Origin of the sequence: Paraburkholderia suaedae, assembly GCF_040812055.1 — a bacterium.
Lineage (GTDB): Bacteria > Pseudomonadota > Gammaproteobacteria > Burkholderiales > Burkholderiaceae > Paraburkholderia.
In genome coordinates, this window is record NZ_JBFOAH010000036.1 from 1 (window position 1) to 19949 (window position 19949).

At 63.1% G+C, this 19949-nt stretch carries 14 protein-coding genes and 1 pseudogene; 4 read left to right on the plus strand and 11 right to left on the minus strand.

Annotated features, from left to right (window positions below; genetic code table 11):
* Positions 1-69: 69 nt before the first annotated feature.
* Both ABQJ48_RS32345 and ABQJ48_RS32350 read right to left on the minus strand, forming a co-directional pair.
* Positions 70-363, minus strand: a complete 294-nt coding sequence (locus ABQJ48_RS32345; RefSeq protein WP_367842008.1) for a hypothetical protein — start codon at positions 361-363, stop codon at positions 70-72.
* Positions 364-386: 23 nt separating this feature from the next.
* On the minus strand, positions 387-1478 hold the full coding sequence (locus ABQJ48_RS32350) for an SUMF1/EgtB/PvdO family nonheme iron enzyme (RefSeq protein WP_367842009.1): 1092 nt from the start codon (positions 1476-1478) through the stop codon (positions 387-389).
* Between the two features lie 837 nt (positions 1479-2315).
* Here ABQJ48_RS32350 and ABQJ48_RS32355 point away from each other — a divergent pair.
* Both ABQJ48_RS32355 and pdeR read left to right on the plus strand, forming a co-directional pair.
* Complete coding sequence (locus tag ABQJ48_RS32355; RefSeq protein WP_367842010.1) at positions 2316-6992, plus strand: DEAD/DEAH box helicase; 4677 nt, start codon at positions 2316-2318, stop codon at positions 6990-6992.
* Between the two features lie 263 nt (positions 6993-7255).
* On the plus strand, positions 7256-9271 hold the full coding sequence (gene pdeR, locus ABQJ48_RS32360; protein WP_367842011.1) for a cyclic di-GMP phosphodiesterase: 2016 nt from the start codon (positions 7256-7258) through the stop codon (positions 9269-9271).
* A 99-nt stretch (positions 9272-9370) separates the two neighbouring features.
* On the opposite strand, the gene ABQJ48_RS32365 is transcribed toward pdeR, so the two are convergent.
* Together ABQJ48_RS32365 and ABQJ48_RS32370 are read right to left on the minus strand one after the other, a co-directional pair.
* On the minus strand, positions 9371-10474 hold the full coding sequence (locus tag ABQJ48_RS32365) for a malate/lactate/ureidoglycolate dehydrogenase (protein ID WP_367842012.1): 1104 nt from the start codon (positions 10472-10474) through the stop codon (positions 9371-9373).
* Between the two features lie 84 nt (positions 10475-10558).
* Positions 10559-12022, minus strand: coding sequence for a M20 family metallopeptidase (locus ABQJ48_RS32370; RefSeq protein WP_367842013.1), 1464 nt, complete (start codon positions 12020-12022; stop codon positions 10559-10561).
* 170 nt (positions 12023-12192) lie between these two features.
* Here ABQJ48_RS32370 and ABQJ48_RS32375 point away from each other — a divergent pair, with 170 nt between their 5' ends.
* Positions 12193-12507, plus strand: coding sequence for a superinfection immunity protein (locus ABQJ48_RS32375; protein ID WP_367842053.1), 315 nt, complete (start codon positions 12193-12195; stop codon positions 12505-12507).
* A gap of 219 nt (positions 12508-12726) precedes the next feature.
* Here the strand turns inward: ABQJ48_RS32375 and ABQJ48_RS32380 are convergent, their stop codons facing one another.
* The 5 genes from ABQJ48_RS32380 to ABQJ48_RS32400 form a co-directional block, all read right to left on the minus strand.
* On the minus strand, positions 12727-12999 hold the full coding sequence (locus ABQJ48_RS32380; protein ID WP_367842054.1) for a YodC family protein: 273 nt from the start codon (positions 12997-12999) through the stop codon (positions 12727-12729).
* A gap of 619 nt (positions 13000-13618) precedes the next feature.
* A complete protein-coding gene (locus tag ABQJ48_RS32385) occupies positions 13619-14044 on the minus strand; it encodes an OsmC family protein (protein WP_367842014.1) in 426 nt (141 codons plus the stop codon).
* 332 nt (positions 14045-14376) lie between these two features.
* Positions 14377-14931 carry a carboxymuconolactone decarboxylase family protein gene (locus ABQJ48_RS32390; RefSeq protein ID WP_367842055.1) on the minus strand — a complete coding sequence of 185 codons (555 nt, stop codon included), beginning with the start codon at positions 14929-14931 and terminating at the stop codon, positions 14377-14379.
* A gap of 25 nt (positions 14932-14956) precedes the next feature.
* Positions 14957-16294 carry an aspartate aminotransferase family protein gene (locus ABQJ48_RS32395; protein ID WP_367842015.1) on the minus strand — a complete coding sequence of 446 codons (1338 nt, stop codon included), beginning with the start codon at positions 16292-16294 and terminating at the stop codon, positions 14957-14959.
* A 134-nt stretch (positions 16295-16428) separates the two neighbouring features.
* Positions 16429-17283, minus strand: a complete 855-nt coding sequence (locus ABQJ48_RS32400; protein WP_367842016.1) for a MurR/RpiR family transcriptional regulator — start codon at positions 17281-17283, stop codon at positions 16429-16431.
* Between the two features lie 331 nt (positions 17284-17614).
* On the opposite strand from ABQJ48_RS32400, the pseudogene ABQJ48_RS32405 reads away from it, so the two are divergent.
* A pseudogene (locus tag ABQJ48_RS32405) lies at positions 17615-17770 on the plus strand (IS256 family transposase); the annotation flags it as partial.
* A 497-nt stretch (positions 17771-18267) separates the two neighbouring features.
* On the opposite strand, the gene ABQJ48_RS32410 reads toward ABQJ48_RS32405, so the two are convergent.
* Positions 18268-19371 carry a porin gene (locus ABQJ48_RS32410; protein ID WP_473094222.1) on the minus strand — a complete coding sequence of 368 codons (1104 nt, stop codon included), beginning with the start codon at positions 19369-19371 and terminating at the stop codon, positions 18268-18270.
* 351 nt (positions 19372-19722) lie between these two features.
* Complete coding sequence (locus ABQJ48_RS32415; RefSeq protein WP_367842018.1) at positions 19723-19929, minus strand: SDR family oxidoreductase; 207 nt, start codon at positions 19927-19929, stop codon at positions 19723-19725.
* Positions 19930-19949 lie beyond the last annotated feature (20 nt).

Consider the following 19949-nt stretch of genomic DNA (forward strand, 5'->3'; position numbering starts at 1 on the left):
AAACAGGGGGCGTCGCGGTTCAAAGGCCAGACGACCAACCTGTCGGCCGATTCTCCTGGCTGACTCAGTTCAAGTGGTAAAAGGTCGGCGATCTGAAAACGAGTTGTGCAGACCTTCCCTAGCTAAATCAGTGTTCCAATTCGCCATACTGGTTGCAAATCCGGCGATGCCTGAAAAGGTTTGCGCGAATTCTGATGATTTCAACGCGCTTGCCGCCGCAATGAATGTTGCCCCAGCCTGTTTGACGTCATCCTGACTTGCGTTGCCGCTACTGAATGACTTGATCGTTTGGACAAGAGTGTTCCATGAGCTCAGTGCAGCTGCAACGTTGGAAGTCGTCGCTATAACGGTAATTCCTGACATTTCAAATCTCCTTACGGCCAGTTTCAAAGGTTGGCTGCCAGACGAAAGCCGTAACTACTGTTTCGCGAAGCAGCGGGATTCCCGCTTCGGTATGCAACGCGAACGGCGACAGGAATTGAGGCCCAGCTAGCACCTCTAAGGATATGGCCACGACATGAGCCATCGGACTGCACGGCTGGCGCTAGGTAGACGCTTTCCGAACAATCGGTAACCCATTGCTCAGCATTACCCAGCATGTCGTACAGGCCCCAAAGATTCGGCCTGAAGGAACCGCCCGGCGAAGTCCAGAGGAAACGATCGTTGCAAGGCGCAAATGGGCCATCTGGATCAAATACCCTTGTAGACTCATCGCGCGTATTTTCGTGCTTGCATTGCTCCTGCCGGCTATCGCCCCAGTAGGTCGTCGTTGTTGTCCCGGCACGCGCGGCATACTCCCATTCTTCTTCGGTAGGCAACCGGTAATGATGGGCGTTCGTCCCGCTAAGTTTCGAGTTCAGCCACGCGATATATTGTTGTGCATCGTTCCACGACACACACACGACCGGATCGTTGTCTGTTTGTGCGAAACCGGGGTTCTGCCAGTCAGCATCAGGATCAAATTGCCAGTCTGTACCGTTGCTGAAAATCATCTGCTTGATCTTGTGGCTGCCCGGATAGTATTCGAGTTGCCCCGCATCGACATGTGCGTCTTCCAGCGCTACCCAGACAGCGATCAGGTGGTTGGCCGTGGTCGGCGTCATATAGATTGAGTCGACGTGAGGCGGTTGCTGACTTCCTTTCTCGAAATACAGGCTATTGCAGAGCGCTGGCTGGTACTCAAGCAATTGTTGAAGAATCGAAGCCAGCCGATCCGAGAGCGCAATCTCACGGACGTCGACCATATCGAGATATAGATCGTTGATCTTCATCGGTCGCGTTGCGATCTCATGCGGACTCAGCAGTCCCAGCAAGCTGCGCTCCCCTGTATCGAGCAGGTCCACAGTTACATTCAGAGGTCGTTCCAACTTGCGCAGAGCGATTGAATCGACAATCGCGTCCATCTGTTCCGGCGGGTAAAACTGCGGAAGAACGACAAAACCGTTCTCGTCAAAATTTTGTTTCAGGAGTGAATCCACAAATCGACCTTTCTATGTGCGACGTCTGTCTGGCAGGCAGCACGGCGGTTAATACGTTGTGCGCTGTCGCCTCTTTGCGCCGACTGTAATATCTGTTTAAAAGCTTCACTTTACCGGCGACCGGGAACTGTGCACAACTCGCGTCAATCGCTCTTGACAACATTTTTCAAAAATTACTCAATTCGCATCCGCGTCGCGGGTTATTCGATATCCTTAGGATCATCGCGTTGCGGAAGTGACTTGTCCGTTCCCGTCGCTTAACAAGAATCGCGGCAGTCACAACAGCGCAGAGCAGGATGGCGCGCACCACCGTCACATCAGGCAGGATCGCTCTCATGCCATCCATAGGATTCCTCTATTTTTTAGATGCGGAAACCCGTCGTGGCCAAACAGTATCTAGACATCATGTACGGGTCTGCCGCACCTCAAGGTACTCGGATCAAGCTCGAGGTGCGGCAGGTCCATACCTGATGTCTAGTGGCGCACGCTCGACGAAGCGTCGTTGGCGTTGGTACCCGAAGTTCCTCACGGTTCGCTGAGTGGGGGTGGCACTGGTTGTCAATGACCGCGAACCGCCTGCCTACGAGAAATCGCGATGCTGCCTTCCGGGCTGCCTGGCTCGTCCGGCGGCGCGAGGCTAACGCGGCACCACGCAGCACGAGACGAAACGCGAAACACGCCGCAGTCGCAATCCACTATTCGAAGCGGACAGTGGCGCTCGATCTCCTTGGGCAAAGCCCGCCAAAACCTGCCAGACTGAGTGCTGCCCTTTTTGCTGCCCTTTTTACTGCCCTATTGCTGCCCTTTTGCAACCGGCCGTTTTACCGCCCTCTGGATATGGCACGCCCCGCCCCCATCTACGCCAGCATGACTTCGGCCACGACTTCCGCTGCTCCCGATCCGGCGCCCGGCGCCGCGCCTGACGATCGCGCCGCGAGCCACGCGTTGCCTTCTTCGACACACTCCGCGCTGGACGACTTCCATCCGGCCGTCGCCGGCTGGTTCCTGAAGACCTTCCGCGCCCCCACGGACGCGCAGGCCGCCGCATGGCCCCAGATTCGTCGTGGCCGCTCGACGCTGGTGGCCGCGCCGACCGGTTCGGGCAAGACGCTCACCGCGTTCCTGTCGGCGCTCGACGATCTGGTCCAGCAAGGCCTCGCCAACGGCGGCGCGTTACCCGACGAAACGCTGGTGGTGTACGTGTCGCCGCTAAAGGCGCTGTCCAACGACATCCGCCTGAACCTGCAAATGCCGCTGCAAGGCATCGCCGCCGAACTGAACGCGCGCGGACTGCCGCCGCTCGATATCCGCACGGCGGTGCGCACCGGCGACACCACGCAGCAGGAGCGCAATGCGCTGAAAAAGCGCGCGCCGCATATCCTCGTGACCACGCCCGAATCGCTCTACGTGCTGCTCGGTTCGGACTCGGGCCGGCGCATGCTCTCGACGGTGCGCACCGTGATCGTCGACGAAATTCACGCGCTGGCCGGCAGCAAGCGCGGCAGCCATCTCACACTTAGCCTCGAACGCCTCGACGCGCTATGCGAGCGGCGCTTGCCGCGCATCGGCCTGTCCGCGACGCAAAAGCCGGTGAGCGCGGTGGCGCGGTTTCTGGTGGGCGGCGCGAGCATCGACAGCGCGATTCCCGCGGATTGCGCGGTCATCGACGTGGGCCACGCGCGCGAGCGCGATCTCGCGCTGGAAATCCCGCCGGTGCCGCTCGAAGCGGTCATGCCCAACGAGGTCTGGGAACGTGTGTACGACCGTCTCGCCGAACTCGTTGCGATGCACCGCACGACGCTGGTTTTCGTCAACACGCGGCGCATGGCCGAGCGGGTCGCGCGTCATCTGACCGAGCGACTCGGCAAGGAGGTCGTCGCCGCGCATCACGGCAGCCTCGCGAAGGAACATCGCTTCGACGCCGAACAACGGCTCAAGCGCGGCGAGTTGCGCGTGCTGATCGCGACGGCGTCGCTGGAGCTCGGCATCGACATCGGCGACGTCGATCTGGTGTGCCAGATGGGCTCGCCGCGCGCGATCGCGCCGTTTCTGCAACGCGTCGGGCGCTCGGGCCATCAGGTCGGCGGCATGCCTAAAGGCCGGCTGTTCCCGAACTCGCGCGACGATCTGATCGAATGCGCGGCGCTGCTCGACTGCGTGCAGCGCGGCGAACTCGACGCGCTGCGCATTCCCCGCGCGCCGCTCGACGTGCTCGCGCAACAGATCGTCGCCGAAGTGTCGAGCGTCGAATGGAACGAGGACGCGCTGTTCGCGATGATGCGGCGCGCCGCCCCTTACGCGGACCTGGAGCGCGAGCAGTACGACGCGGTGTTGCGCATGCTCGCCGAGGGCTATACGAGCCGCAACGGTCCGCGCGGCGCCTATGTGCATCGCGACGCGGTGAGCGGCACGCTGCGTGGCCGGCGCGGCGGCAAGCTGGTCGCCGTGACCTCGGGCGGCACGATTCCCGAGAACGCGGACTACGCAGTCGTGCTCGAACCGCAGGCAATCAACATCGGCACGGTCAATGAGGATTTCGCGGTCGAGAGTCTGGCCGGCGACGTGTTTCAGCTGGGCAATGCGTCGTACCGGATCTTGCGCATCGAGAGCGGCCGCGTGCGGGTCGAGGACGCGCAGGGGCAGCCGCCGAACATTCCGTTCTGGCTCGGCGAGGCGCCTGGCCGCAGCGATGAACTGTCGTTTGCGGTGTCGCGCTTGCGCGAGGCGCTTGAACGCGTGCTCGAAGGGCGCGATTGCGAGGCGGAGCAGCCCGCAATCGGGACAGCACATGGCGTGGAGGCGGGAACCAACGCGCCCGCACGAGCAAAGTCGAAGAGCAGAAGCAAAGCCAAAGCCGCAGTCCTGGGCGCGGGCGCGGTGGCGGACACTGCGAGCGGCGCCGTCACCGATGCGCGATGTGCACCCGCGCCCGAGGCGCAATCCCTCGCCGCGCGCATCGATCGCGCGATCGGCTGGCTTATCGACACGGTTCATCTCGACGAAGCCGCCGCGCGCCAGATAGTCGACTATCTCGCTCGCGCCCGCGCGGCGCTCGGCGTGCTCCCCACGCAGAATACGCTGGTCATGGAGCGCTTCTTCGACGAATCCGGCGGCACGCAGCTGGTGATCCACGCGCCCTTCGGCAGCCGCGTGAACCGCGCGTGGGGCCTTGCGTTGCGCAAGCGCTTCTGCCGCAGCTTCAACTTCGAACTGCAAGCCGCGGCCACCGAGGACGCGATCGTGCTGTCGCTGACCGGCAGCCATTCGTTCGTCCTGGACGACGTGTGGCGCTACCTGCATTCGAACAGCGCCGAGCATCTGCTGATCCAGGCATTGCTCGAGGCACCGCTGTTCGGCGTGCGCTGGCGCTGGAACGCGACCACCGCGCTCGGCTTGCCGCGCTACACCGGTGGACGCAAGACCGCGCCGCAAGTGCAGCGCATGCGCAGCGAAGACCTCCTCGCGAGCGTGTTTCCCGAGCAGGCCGCGTGTCTGGAGAACGTGGTCGGCGAACGCGAATTGCCGCGTCATCCGTTAGTGGATCAAACCGTCGACGACTGCTTGCACGACGCCATGGATAGCGAGCGCTGGCTCGCGCTGCTGCGCCGGATCGAACAGGGCGACGTGCGACTGGTGGCGCGCGATCTGCCGGCGCCCTCGCCGCTGGCCGCCGAAGTCCTCACCGCGAAGCCCTACGCCTATCTCGACGACGCGCCCATCGAGGAACGTCGCACGCAAGCCGTATTGAACCGCCGCTGGACCGATCCGACCAGCGCCGACGATCTCGGTGCGCTCGACGCCGACGCGATCGACAGTGTGCGCGACGAGGCGTGGCCAGAGGCGCGCAACGCGGACGAGATGCACGAGGCGCTGACCGGCCTCGCCTGTATCACGCAAGACGAAGCGCAGAGTCGCGAAGGCTGGCCAGCGTGGCTCGCGGCGCTGGCCGCGTCCGGCCGCGCGACCCGCCTGCAACTGACGGACGATGCCGCCCTCTGGTTGCCTGCCGAGCGCGTCACCTGCTTCGAGGCGCTCTACCCCGACGCGCCGCGCACCGCCTACACACCGCAACTCGTCGCACCCAAAGGCTATACCGACAGCTGGAACGCCGGCGACGCGCTGCTCGACGTGCTGCGCGCGCGCCTGACCGGCTTCGGTCCGCTGCCGGTCAGCGAAATCGCGCAAGCGCTGCGACTGCCGCCCGCGTCGGTCGAGCAGGCGCTCACGCGCCTCGAAGCAGAAGGCTACCTGATGCGCGGCCGCTTCACGCCCCAAACCGCCGAAGAACAATGGTGCGAACGCCACCTGCTTGCGCGGATTCACCGCTATACGGTCAAGCGTTTGCGACGCGAGATCGAACCCGTGGAGCGGCACGACTTCATGCGCTTTCTGTTCGAATGGCAGCATCTGAGCCCGGACACGCGCAGCGAGGGCCGCGACGCACTGGCCGCCGTGCTCGACCAGCTCGAAGGCTACCAGGCCGCCGCCGGCGCATGGGAAGAGGAGATCCTGCCCGCGCGCGTGAAGGCCTACACGAATACTTCGCTCGACGAACTGTGCCGCGCCGGCAAGATCGTCTGGACCCGGCTTACCGAGCGCGCGCGCGGCGCGGCGGGTCCGATCCGCAGCACGCCGATCGTGCTGCTGCCGCGCGCGCAGGTGCGCACCTGGCGCGCGTTGCTCGACAACGCCAGGCCGCCGGAATTGTCCGCTCTCGCGCAAAGCGTGTTCGACACGCTTTCGGAACACGGCGCGATGTTCTTCGACGAATTGCTCGCCGAAGTCCACGTGCTGAGGATGGAACTCGAAAGTGCGCTGGGCGAACTCGTCGCCGCCGGCCTCGCGAACTCGGACAGCTTCGCGGGCTTGCGCGCGTTGCTCAAGCCGGTCGCGAAGCGCAATGCGTTTGCGAGCAACCGGCGCGCACGAGCCAGCGCGCTGATCGGCGGGATGGACGACGCGGGCCGCTGGGCGCTCGTGAGCCGGCGCGCCGTTGCGACGCAACCCGAAACCGAAGCGCAGCGCGAGCCGCAGCGCCGCCGGCAGTGGCCGCCCGAGGTGCTGGAGCATGTCGCGATGACGTTGCTGCGCCGCTATGGTGTGGTGTTCTGGCGCCTGCTCGAACGGGAAGCCGAATGGCTGCCGCCTTGGCGCGATCTGCTGCGCGTGTTTCAGCGGCTCGAAGCGCGCGGCACGATTCGCGGCGGGCGCTTCGTGAATGGCCTGGCCGGCGAGCAGTTCGCGTTGCCCGAGGCCATCCCGGTGCTGCGCGAAGTTCGCCGGCATGCGAACGATCGTGCGTTAGTGTGTGTCGCCGCGACTGATCCGTTGAATCTCGCCGGCACGCTGCTGGTCGGCGAGCGGGTGCCGGCTGTCGCCGGAAACCGGCTGTTGTTCCGGGATGGCGTAGTGGTGGCCACGCTCGTCGCCGGAAAATTCTGGTTTGACGCATCGGTGGATGCCGAACCGACCGAAAGGGAACGCGCGCGCGCGTCGCTGGCGCGCAGGTTCTAGCCGGTATGCGCACATCGGCAGGTAAGTGAACGAAGCGTTGCATTGGCACGGCACGTCATGCTCGCGGCCCTCATGGCGCCGCGATCGGTGAGGAAAGCTGCTCGAGCGCCCCTAAAACCCCTAAAGCTATTGGGCAATCGACCGTTAATGTTTATAAGCCCGAATTCCGCGGCTTCGCTACAATGGGCCAGTCTTAAGTATGAAGACTGGATGCCGCCTCGCGCCTTGACGGGGACTACCGGCACACATCGCCCGGGGATCTCATGAACGACGACCAACGCGACCAGGTGCTTTATGCGCGGTTTGGCACAAGCAGGCCTTGCTGGCGTCTGTCGGCCGACAGCAACGCACTCGAACTCACGCCTGTCGCCGGCGCATTGCCTGCCCACGTAGCGCTGGATGCCGCCATTGCGCTCGATCCCCAGCAAGCATCGCAAATCCGCTGCCTCACCGGCGCAAGCTCGCATCTCGTCGTCGACGTACACGTCGCCGGCGAACCGCTGCGCCTGCATCTCGTCGGTAAAAAAATCGACAGCAACACGTGGAGCGGCACGGCGTCGGCTTACGAGGACACGGAGTCCGTCGTCCGCGATCTCGCACAGGCCCTGTCGTTCGCCGAGCAGGTCGTCTCGGAAGTCAATTCGGTCGTGGTCGTCGTCGACAGGCAGGGCCGGATACAGCGCTTTAACCGCGTTGCCGAAGAGTTGAGCGGCATCAAGGAAGAAACCATCATCGGCAGCCCTGCCTGGCCGCTCTTGTTGCCGTCCCGGGACGAGGCGAGCGCCAGCGCGAACTTCGCTCAGGTCTTCGATCGCGGCGTGCCCTACCAGATCGAACAGCGCATTAAAACGGTGCACGGCGAAAGGCTGTTTCTGTTTCGCAACGAGTTCGTCCGCAGCGGCAGCGACGGCGACAAGCAATTCCTGCTCTGCTCGGGCACCGACATCACCGAGCAAAGACTCGCGCAGCAACGGCTCAACGAACTCGCCAACACCGACGAGCTGACCGGCCTGTCCAACCGCAACGCGATTCACGACAAGATCCGCACGGCCATCCAGGAGGCCAGTCCACAGGAAGAAGTCGGCGTGCTGTTCCTCGACCTCGACAACTTCAAAAAGGTCAACGACCACTACGGCCATGTGTTCGGCGACAAGCTGATCCGCGACGTGTCCGCGGCCATCGGCGACTGCCTGAACGACGGCGATGCGCTTGCGCGGCTCGGCGGCGACGAGTTCATCGTGCTCGCGGCAAGCGGCACCTCGCAACAGCTGGAAACCACCGCCCAGCGCATTCTGGAGCGCATGCGTACGCCGTTCGCCGTCGGGCTCGTCGAGGTCTACACGGGTTGCTCGATCGGCATCGCGCGCTATCCGCAGCACGGCGACAGCCTCGAATCGCTGATTCGCTCGGCCGACACCGCGATGTACGTTGCCAAAGACGCGGGCAAGCGCACTCATCGCGTATTCTCGCCGGACATGAACCGCCGGGTCGCCGAGTACATGTGGCTCGACACCAATCTGCGACGCGGTCTCGAAGAGGGCCAACTGACGCTGCATTACCAGCCCAAGCTGTCGCTCGCGAGCGGCACGGTGCAGGGCGCCGAGGCGCTGGTGCGCTGGAATTCGCCGGAACGCGGCCAGATCATGCCGGCGGACTTCATCCGTTATGCGGAAGAGTCGGGGCTGATCGGCGTGCTAGGCCGCTGGGTCATGGACTCCGCCGCGAAGCAGGCCGCCCGCTGGAAAGCGGACGGCTATAACCTGCGCATCGCGATCAACATGTCGGCGCGGCAACTCTCCGACCCCGCCGTGGTCCAGCATTTCACCGAAGCGCTGCACAACGCGGAGCTCGACCCCTGCCTGCTCGACGTCGAACTCACCGAGAGCTGTCTGATCGAGGACGAAGCGGCCGCGATCGAACTCATCACGCAGTTCCGCCAACTCGGCGCCCAGGTGCATCTGGACGATTTCGGCACCGGCTACTCGTCGCTGTCGCAACTGGGCCGCATTCCGCTTGACGTCATCAAGCTCGACCGCAGCTTCGTGCGCTCCATCAACGCCGACAAGAAGGCGCAGGCGCTAGTGCGCTCGATGGTAGCGGTCGCGCAGGAACTCGACTTCGAGGTCGTCGCCGAAGGCATCGAAACCGAGTCGGAAGAACTGTTCATGAAGGGCCTTGGCGTGGACTACGTGCAAGGCTTTCTGTATGGCCGCGCGATGCCCGTCGCCGAATTCGAACGGTGGCTGCTGGACCGGCAGAAGCTCCGGCTGATCGCGTGAGCTCGTGCGCCGTTGCACCTGGCGCGATGGGTCTTGGATGACTTGATGGGCTCACGCGGGCGCAGCGGGCCAGCCGCGCCCGCGCATCGCAGACCGCCTTTATCGCAACAGCGCGCTCCAGCGGGCCGCGCTTTCCTCGCTCATGCCGACGGCCAGCGCAGCGTCGCGAATCTGCGTCCATGTGGCCGGGTCCACCGGAATGCCCTCGGCTTCGCGTTGAGCGCGCGTGACGCGTTCCGGTTCGCCCGGTTCGTAGATACGGTCTGCGCCGGCGGCAAGCGGCGAAGCCTTTACCCACGCGATAAACGCGTCGGCTTCGGCTTGCGCATCGGGCGCGTCGAATGCGGCGGGATCGATGATCACCGACAGCATGCAGTTGATGATCGCGTGCGTCGTGCCGAGCGTGTCCGCGTGCGTCGTGAAGCCGCCCGACAAAGCGCCGCCGAAAATCTCGCACATCGCCGCCAGCCCAAAACCCTTGTGCCCGCCGAATGGCGTGAGCGAGCCGAACGGCGCTTCGTGCATCACCTTCGGTTCGAGCGTGGGGAAGCCTTCGTGATCGATCAACGCACCCGGCGGCACATGTTTGCCCTGGTTGTACGCGACGCGCGTCTTGCCGTAGGCCACCGTGCTGGTCGCGAAGTCGAGCACGAGCGGCGGCTTGCCGGGCCGCGGATACGCCGCGCAAAACGGGTTCGTGCCGATGCGCCGGTCCGCACCGCCAAACGGCGCAACGAGCGGATCCCCCGCGACGTTGACGAAGTGAAACGACACCAGCCCAGCCCGCGCGCACTGTTCGGCCCAATGGCCGATGCGCCCGATGTGATGCGCGCCGCGCAGGCCGAGCGCGCAGATGCCGAGCCGTTTGGCGCGCTCGATGCCCTGCTCCATCGCCTCGAACGCGACCACCTGGCCGAAACCCTTGCCGCCTTCGATTGTCAGTACGGCACCCGCATCCTTGACGACTTCGGCATGCCGGTTCAGTTGGAGTTGCGCATCGGCGAGCGATGCGACATAGCGCGGGATCATCCCCACACCATGCGAATCGTGCCCGGTCAGATTCGACGCGACCAGATGATCCGCGACCAGTTCCGCTTCGCGCGCTGTGCTGCCGGCCTGCTCCCAGATCGCTCTCACGTAGGCATGCAGTGGGTCGGCTGGAATCCGGAGGATAGTGGGTCGGTCAGTCGCGTTATCGGTCATTCAGTGGTGTCCGTGTGTAAGTGACGGGTCTGAACAGCGCATCCGTTCAAGCCCGCGCGAGACATCACGCGCGGGCCATGAAGCTCAAGGCGCGGCGGCGATCACTTCGGCAACCGCGGCGGTGAGCTTTTTGCCGAACGGCACGTGCAGGAACTCGTTCGGTCCGTGCGCATTCGACTTCGGCCCCAGCACCCCGCACACCATGAACTGCGATTTGGGAAAGCCCGCCTGCAGCACGTTCATCAGCGGGATGGTGCCGCCCTGGCCGATGTACGCGACGTCGGCGCCGTAGTGGCGACGCGACGCGTCGTTGAGCGCCGCGCTGAGCCAGGGCGCGAGCTCGGGCGCGTTCCAGCCGTTCGCCGCGCCCGCGTCGGGCCTGAAGGTCACCTTTGCGTTGTATGGCGGATCGAGTTCGAGCAGCGCCTTCAGTTCGGCGACGGCCTTCTGCGCTTCGATAAGCGGCGGCAGACGCAGCGATAGCTTGAACGCGGTGCGCGGGCGCAGCACGTTGCCGGCGTCGGCGAGCGCGGGCAGCCCGGCCGCGCCGGTCACCGACAGCGAAGGACGCCACGTCGAACCGAGCAAGGCTTCCTGCGGATCGGTCGTGGTCGGCAGCACCTGGCGGCCGTCCTGACCGCACGCCCACGGCAGCTTCTTCCAGACGTCGTCGCCAAGAATCTGCGCGGTGGCTTGCGTTTCACGCAGGCGGTCGACGGGCACCGGGCAATGGAAACCCTTTGGCAACAGCGTGCCGTTTGCAGCGTCCTCGAGCCGGTCGAACAGCTGCCGCATGATGCGAAAGCTCGACGGCGCGATGCCGCCGTAGCTGCCTGAGTGAATGCCTTCGTCGAGCACCTGGACTTCGAGGTCGCCCGCGACCAGCCCGCGCAGCGACGTGGTAAGCCACAGTTGATCGTAATTGCCCGCGCCCGAATCCAGGCACACCACGAGGCCCACCGTGCCGAGCCGTTCGCGCAGCGCGTCGACGTAGGGCAGCAGATCGTAGCTGCCCGACTCCTCGCAGGTTTCGATCAGGCCGACGCAACGCGGACGCTCGACGCCTTGCGCGTCGAGCGCGGCGAGCGCCGTGAGGCTCGCGTAGATCGCGTAGCCGTCGTCGGCGCCGCCGCGGCCGTAGAGCTTGCCGTCCTCGAGCTTCGGCGTCCATGGGCCGAGGTCTTTGCGCCAGCCGTCGAATTCGGGCTGCTTGTCGAGGTGGCCGTACAGCACGATGGTTTCTTCGCTGCCGGAACGGGTCGCGGCCGTTTCGAAGAAGATCACCGGCGTGCGGCCGGGCAGACGGATCACTTCGAGTTTCAGGCCGCGCACGGGCTGCTGTTCGGCCCATTGCGCGGCGTCGGTGATGACGCGCTCCAGATAGCCGTGCTTGACCCAGTCGGGATCGAACGCGGGGCTTTTGGCCGGCACCGCGATGTAGTCCGTCAACGCGGGCACGATCTCGTCGTTCCACTTGCGGTCCACGAATTCGCGCAGCGTGTCGGGGTTAAGGCGTTGCGCCTGCTGGGTCGTATCGTCGGAGATCATGATGGCGGTCCTGGCTGTCCTGTTCTGGCGGAACGATCATGATAGTCCCGATGCGGGATCGGCTGAACCCTTTGGGGCCGGCATGCGCGCGGCATGCTTCGGATTGCTGATGCACCGATCCCGCATTCGCGCGACAATCGTGGCATGGATCGCGTATGGGGAGTGGTTTCATGGGTGGTGACGTGATCGCCCAGGTCATCGGCGCGGTGTGCGCGCTGGCGCTGTATTTTCTGCCCGCCATTGTCGCCGACCGCCGCAAGCGTCGCGACGTGCTGACGCTCGCGCTCTTCAATGCGTGCGTCGGCTGGACCGGGCTTGGCTGGCTGCTCGCGCTTTACTGGTCGTTGCAGCCCAACCCGCCGGAGAATATCGCCGGCGAGGTCGTGCAGACGCGCAAACTCGTGCGCATGCGGGCATTTTCGACCGCGTTGATGCTGCGCGTGCAGAAGCGCGCGTCGGCGCAGGACCACCGTCAGGAAAATTGATTGTGCTGGTGTGGCACGGTTGGGCGGTGGCTCGGCGCGCAGCGGTGGGCCAGCGTCAGGCCGGCTTGGGGCCGCTGGAGGCCGTGCGCGACGCCGGACGATTTTCCTTTTACCCCGCTCAAGTTCGATTCAGCCCAAGCGTTCGGCCGCGGCGGTTCGCCAGCAACGCTGGCCGAAGCTCCGGACCGCGTTTCGGCTCATTGCATCTATTCGATAAATTCAAGCGGCGCGGCCCACTCGCTGCCATTGCACGGAGCCGGCAGGAATCGAGCGCGGCTCGGCTCGCACGTTGGCGGGCGAGAACATCTCGCGGCGCAACTCTCCCTGCTCGTCGAACCACTCGCACATGAGCCAGTGTCCCGGATTCAGCGCGACCGGGCCCGCATAGGTCACGGTCATGCGTGGGCCGCCAGCCTTTAACGTAACGACGTCGCCGACGTTGAAGTGGGTCGCTGCGGGTGGGTGCAATGCGTCAATGGTGGCGGTCAGCATCATTATTCCCCTCGAACCGTTGGGCGTTATTTAAAGTCTCCGCGCCGGGTTTCTCGACATTCGACCTACTGGGAGGACTGCAAAGTTCGCAAAGATTAACAACCGAATTTAAATGCGGCAAGCGGTTTTTATTTCTTATTGTTTTGACCGGCAGTGGAATCGCTTTCAATGCCGCGGGGCGAAGTTTGAAACCAGGAATATCCCTGAAACCCGATTCGACGGCTAGGTGCGGCACCGCGAGATGGCACGATTTACTGCGAGCCGGTCCGGGTGCCAGTAAAAAAGCCTGCTGCGTTTCTTCTATCTATGCAGATCAAGGAACAGGCGTTATCTCGAGGCGTTGGGAACTTACCTGTGAACCAAGAACTCATCCGTGAATAACACACCTGCGTGATTTATTAATGCGCTGGGTTCTGTGCGGAAAGCAACAGTTTGGAAACGATTATCGTTGCGAGGCTTTTAAACCGTCTGGGCTCGACGGCCTGTCCCCAGCGCGAACGCACGGTTCCTAAACAGTCGCCGGTCCACCCACGGATGACCGCAGCGGCGCAAAGCCGTCGGCGGGATGGGCTCCCGCCGACGGCCTCATCACGTGGCGCTTGACAACACGCGAGCGCATTCAGCTTTCGAGTTTCGCGTCCATCGTAATTGTCGCGTTCAGGACCTTGGACACGGGACAGCCCGCCTTCGCGTCCGCGGTGGCTTTGTCGAACGCAGCTTTGTCACCGCCGGGGATTTTCACCGCCACGTCCAGATGCACGGCCGTGATCGTGAAGCCGCCGCCGTCCTTGTCGAGTGTCACGGTGGCGGTCGTGCCGATGCGCTCGGGCGTAATACCGGCCTTGCCCAGTTCCGCCGACAAGGCCATCGAGAAACATCCTGCATGCGCAGCGGCAATCAGCTCTTCGGGATTGGTCCCGATGCCGTCCGCGAAGCGCGTCGAAAACGAGTATTGGGTCTCCTTGAGGACGCCGCTGTCGGTGGAAATCGAGCCCTTGCCGTCCTGCAGGCCGCCTTGCCAGACTGCTGATGCCTTGCGCTTCATCGCTCTCTCCTGTGTGCCCTGCTTCGCGCGCTCGACGACCGAAGATGATGTCCGCCGCGACGGTCGCGCCCGGAGGTTCGCGGTTCAGGCATCGGTTCGGGGTCCCCAAGGGGCTTCCTTCGGGCGTCTGTCGCGCGGCGCCGCCGGGGCGGGCGTGGACCGAACTTCATCATAGGCGCTTCCGTGGGCCGGCGTCGTGACGACCCGGCACGCGGACGCCGGCAAAGTGGCGCGCCCGGATTACATCGAACCATTGCGCGCCGCGCGCGAGCGAAGTCGGTTCGTTCAGCAAAAAGCGCTTTCCGGCGCTATGCCCGAGCCACGCGACGCGGCTATTCCGCGAACGGCAAGCTCCGCTGCCCCACCGCGCGCATTTCAAACACGTTCAGCGTCATGGCCACCAGCGCATAGTAGCCAAGCAGGCCCACCAGGTTGATCACCACCTGATGCCCGAATCGCTCCACCGCCTTGGCATACAGCGCGTCCGACACGCGCTTCGTTTCGTAGAGCTCGCTTGCGAAGTCGTGAATCAGCGCGTCGTCGGCATCCGCGAAGGCCGGGCGCCGTCCCTGCCGGATCGCATCGGCGTCGGCTTCGGCCACGCCCGCATTGCGCGCGATCGGATAGTGGATGTACCACTCGGCCTGCGCCTGCCAACGCGCCGCAGTCACCAGAATCGCCAGCTCCGACAGACGTAACGGCAAGCCGGTCCGATAACGGCAGAACGCGCCCAGGCGCTGCGCCTGCTGCGCCAGTTCAGGGCTATGAATCCAGCCGAGAAACGGCCCATTCAGATTGCCGCGCGGGCCGGACAGAATTTCTTGCAGTACGGCTTTCTGTTCGGGCGTGGCGTCGGATGGGTCGAAGTGGGGCAAACGCTCGGTCATCATGGGTCTCGCAGACGGGGTTGGGTCAGCCGGCCTGGATGGCCTTCAGCGCGGCGTCGATCGCGTCGGCGAGCCGGCTGACGATCTCGTCGATATCGCGCTCGGTGCAGATGAACGGCGGCGCCAGCAGCACATGGTCGCCGATCTTGCCGTCGACCGTGCCGCCCATCGGATACACCATCAAGCCGCGCGCGAAGGCTTCGCGCCGAATCGCCGCGTGCAGCCTGAGCGCCGCGTCGAACGGCGATTTGCTCTCGCGATCCCGGACCAGTTCGACGCCGACAAACAGCCCCCGTCCGCGCACGTCGCCGATATGCGGGTGCTGCGCATACTGCTCGCGCAGCCGCCCGCGCAGCTGCTCGCCGCGCGCCAGCACGTTCGGCAACAGCCTGTCTTCCTCGATCACGCGCTGCACTTCGAGCGCGGCCGCGCACGCGGTGGCGTGACCGATATAGGTATGCCCGTGCTGAAAAAAGCCCGAGCCACCGACGATCGTCCGGTAGAGCCTGTCGCTGAGCAGCGTCGCGCCGATAGGCTGATAACCGGCGCCGAGCCCCTTGGCGATGGTCAGCAGGTCCGGCGCCACGCCGTCTTCTTCGCACGCGTACAGGAAGCCGGTGCGGCCCATGCCCGACATGATCTCGTCGAGAATCAACAGGACTCCGTAACGATCACAGACCGCGCGTATCTTGCGAAAGTACTCGCGCACCGGCGGCACGGCGCCCGCTGTCGCACCCACCACCGTTTCGGCGACGAACGCGGCCACCGTGTCCGCTCCGAGTTCGACGATCTTCTGTTCGAGTTCATCGGCAAGACGTTGGGCGAACGCTTCCTCCGTCTCGCCCGCGCACTGCTCGCGGTACGCGTAACACGGGCTGACGTGATGCGCGTCGATCAGGATCGGCAGGAACGGCTCGCGACGCCATGCATTGCCGCCGATCGCCAGCGCTCCCAAGGTGTTGCCGTGATAGCTCTGACGCCGCGCGATGAAGTGGCGGCGCTGCGTTTCGCCGTTCTCGACGAAGTATTGGCGCGCCAGTTTCAGCGCGGCCTCGATCGCCTCCGAACCGCCCGACACGAAGTACACATGTTGGAGTCCGGCCGGCGCGCGCGCCACCAGACGCTCGGCCAGTTCCTCGGCGGGGCCGGTCGTGAAGAACGACGTATGGGCATAGGGCAACTTTTTCGCCTGGCGCTCGATTGCCTCGATCACACGCCGGTTGCTGTGGCCCAGACACGAGACGGCCGCGCCGCCGCACGCGTCGATATAACGCTTGCCGGTGGAATCGATGATTTCGATTCCTTCTCCGCCGACCGCAACCGGCAGCGATTGCTTCGGTAAACGATGAAAAACCGCGGACATGATGTCAATTCCTGATGGTCACGCCGACGTGCTCAGGTGCCGGAGCGCTGCGGCGCTGAGCCGGCGACGACGGTGCGCGAATGCCAGGCATTTGCAGCGCCTGGTCCAGCAAGCCAGCGTCGAGAACGGCTTGCTCACGGCACATAAGCACCCTTCGCGTGCAACGACTGCTCGGCGATCGCAAGCTGTTCGACTGCACCCGCGCCTTCCAGCGCGAGCAGATGCGCGACCAGCGATTCCGCGATCGCGGTGGCCGCCACCAGCGAAGGAAAAAACGATGGACTTTCGTGCGAAAAGATCAGCACCTTGTCCGCGTGCAGCGCAATGGGCGACACCGCGCTGTCGGTGATCGCGATCAGCTTGCTGCCTTTTTCCAGCGCCGCCTCCGCCACGCGCGCCGCTTCGACCGAATACGGCGCGAAACTGATGACGATGGTCGCGCTGTCGCGCTCGACCGAGCGCAGCTGCATCTCCAGCGTGCCGGCCTCGCCGTTGAGCAGCGACACCGACGGCCGGAAAAACCGGTACCCATACACGAGGCCGAACGCCACTGAGTAGCACGAGCGAAAGCCCGCCACATGTACATGCGGCGCGCGCCGCAAAAGCCGTGCGGCTTCCACGATCGCGCGACCGTTATGCGCGGCGGTGACTTCGAGGTTGTGCTGTTGCGCGACGAGCAGATCGTTCGCGAGCGCGTCTTTCGATTTGACCAGTGAACGGGCGCGGCTCGCGAGCGGCTCCGGCCGCGTGCGCACGCGCGCGACGAACAGATTGCGCAATTCGTTCCAGCCGGGAAAACCGAGTTGTTGCGACAGACGCACGAGCGATGCCGGTTGCACTTGCGCGCGCTCAGCCACCTTGCGCATGGAGGACACCGCGACCTCGTCCGGATGATCGAGCAGAAAAGCGGCGCCCGTCTGGAACTGCGGGCTCAGTTCGGAGAAACGTGCGCGGATCAGGGCGGCGAGCTGGTCGAAGCTGTCTGGCATGCGAGGGTCCGGGCGAGCCGCCGATAACGATGACAACAAATGTTACCACCCGGCGCCTCGCATTCAACAGCGCCTGTCGCGCGCTGGTGATTGACAAACGAAACCTGTTCTGTGGCAAACAAACTTGTTCTCGCGATTCTTCGCAACTAAAACTGTTCTGGAAAATCGCGCTCGCCGTCCGACTCCTTACGCCATGAGGGTTTGCAGGCAGCGCCCGTTCCCACGCAAAGCGCGCTTTCACTGCATTGAAAAAATTACCAGCACCCGCCTAGACGACCTCCAAACGCCGGGCGCAAACGCCATCCACTAAGAATCAGACACTTAGCCAAGCGGTCACTTCCCGAGCGACGAAGCCGCCAGCAAACTGCTGTACCTGGCCTTGCGCAACATCGAAAAGGATTGGAAGATGCCACCTATCACCTGGCGGCAAGCCGTCAATCAGTTCGCCATCCTGTTCGGCGAGCGATTCACCGCCGCCATCAGCTGAGATTTCTAACCGACCTCAGCACACGAAATTCCTGACACCTCCGCGCCAGAGGTCGCACCCGCCTTCTCTTCCGCATCCTGAAGATGTTGAGGAAAATTCGGATCCCTCTGCGCGGGTTTGTATCCCGACCTTTCCAACTTTTTCAGATCAACGTTCCTCCTGGCCCTGGCTTCCTTGCGGGCGGCCTTATGTTGCGCCCGCCGCTCCACAGCAGTCGACGAGGCTGTGCCGTGACTCGAGCCGGTTGAAGCGGCGGTCGCTCCGCTTGCACTGTCACTGCCACTGCCACTGCCCTGCGCAGATACTGGTCGCGTAATGGCTAATGCGCCCGCTGTCACGAGGGACAGCACAACCTTGTTGCTTGAAAAGCCTGAATTCATTTTCGTCCTTTGCTTTCACGTGTCCGACACCGCGAGTGAGTGGCCGCTACCGGAATGTCGATGGATAGTGCTTCATCCCCCCGGTGTTCTCCGGCCCTCTTCAATTTGACCAGCTCCTTAGAAGCTCGTCTTAACGCCGATTCGGGCAATAAACTGGCTTGGACCGCTCGAAGTGCCTGTCGGGTCCAGGACTCCGCTAATGAGGGCCTGCGCTCCAGAGTTTGTACGTTGATAGACGCCCTCCACATACACCAGAGTTCGCTTGGAGAGGATGTGGTTCACAATTGCGTCAACCTGATGCGCATGATTGTTGTCAAGGACCTTGTCCCCCTTCATGTACATATAGTTAGCAGCAAGTACCCAGTCCGGAGCCAGTTGATAAGCCGCACCCGCCTCGGCCTGCGCGATGGCGCCACCATTAAAGGTATTTCGTACAGTGGTCACAAGTGCTGTCATCGTCCACTTGCCCAACTGATAATGTGCGCCGATACCCCAATTCCTGATACCGACCTGCGGTTGGCCTTCAGTGAAATATTTGACCTCTGTGTATGCAGCAGCAGCTCCGAAGGGACCATGGTCATAACTCAATCCCGCGCTGACGCTATTGCCAGACCCGAATGAACCAGCAATGCCCCCAAAACCGTATAAAGCACCGAATTTGAATCCGCCGTAATCGTTAGACTGGTACTTGATAGAACCAGGCACGGGATTTCCGCCCGCCATGCGATCCCAGTCGAAGCTCCCAGCGAACGGAGGGTTCCCGGGAATTGCAATCTTGTTGAATGGCCCCGCGCGGAAGTTGTAAAGGCCAACGTTAATCGCCGCATCGTTTTGCCCGAAAAACAGCGAATCAACCATGAAGTCGTATTGATTGCCCAATGTCAATGTACCGAGCTGGTCGCTGGACAACCCCACGTACGCGTTCCGACCGAAGAAGCCCTGACCTGTCAGGATCGTTCCGTTGCCCAGATTGAACTGATTGACCAGTTTGAACGTTGCACGAAGGCCGCCACCAAGATCCTCGGTCCCACTGATACCCCACAAGTTTGGAACGAATATCCCGTCATCAAATTTGACATTATGATGGCCGCCCTCGTTGCTAACATACGAAATTCCGGCGTCTATCAGACCATACAACGTTACGCTGCTTCCGCTTCCAGCCGATTGCGCATAGGCGGGAATTTGCGCCCCTATGAGGAAAAGAAGGACAGACCCAGACAGCACTCGACGTTTCATTCTATTGTCTCCAGAAACCAACAAATATGATTTATTTACGTTGTACTAACTGTATTGAGTTTGGCATTGAACATGAGATTTCCTTGGTGCGTGTACACGCGCTGCGGTACGTTTACTGCCTTCCATGTTGACATCAAAACCGCATCGACATCGGCCTCAGAATGAATCCAGCAGCGATGCCGGAATCTTTCTGACCGGTGGCCCAGGCTGGTACGAACCACCATCCCACGATCGGTCTGGTTTGGGATGCAGCATATTGCCCCGCCTCCATATGATCAAACCGCACCCGGGAGGATTCAGAACGATTCAGGACCTGGGTTACGGTGCAGGCGCGATTCAATGGGCTGTTTGGCCACCATCTACGATAAGAGTCTGGTTGGTAGCGCAGCTTGCCATCGGTGAACACAGAAAAAGCACCATGCCGGCGGTTTCCTCGGGCTGAGCGGCACGTCCCATCAGCGGTCCGGCAAGCACGACGGGCGCCATGAAGGGATCATCCAGCCAGCGTTGCGTCAAGGGCGTGCTGTCCAGGCCTTGGCGCATGTGCATTGATCCGGATGCCA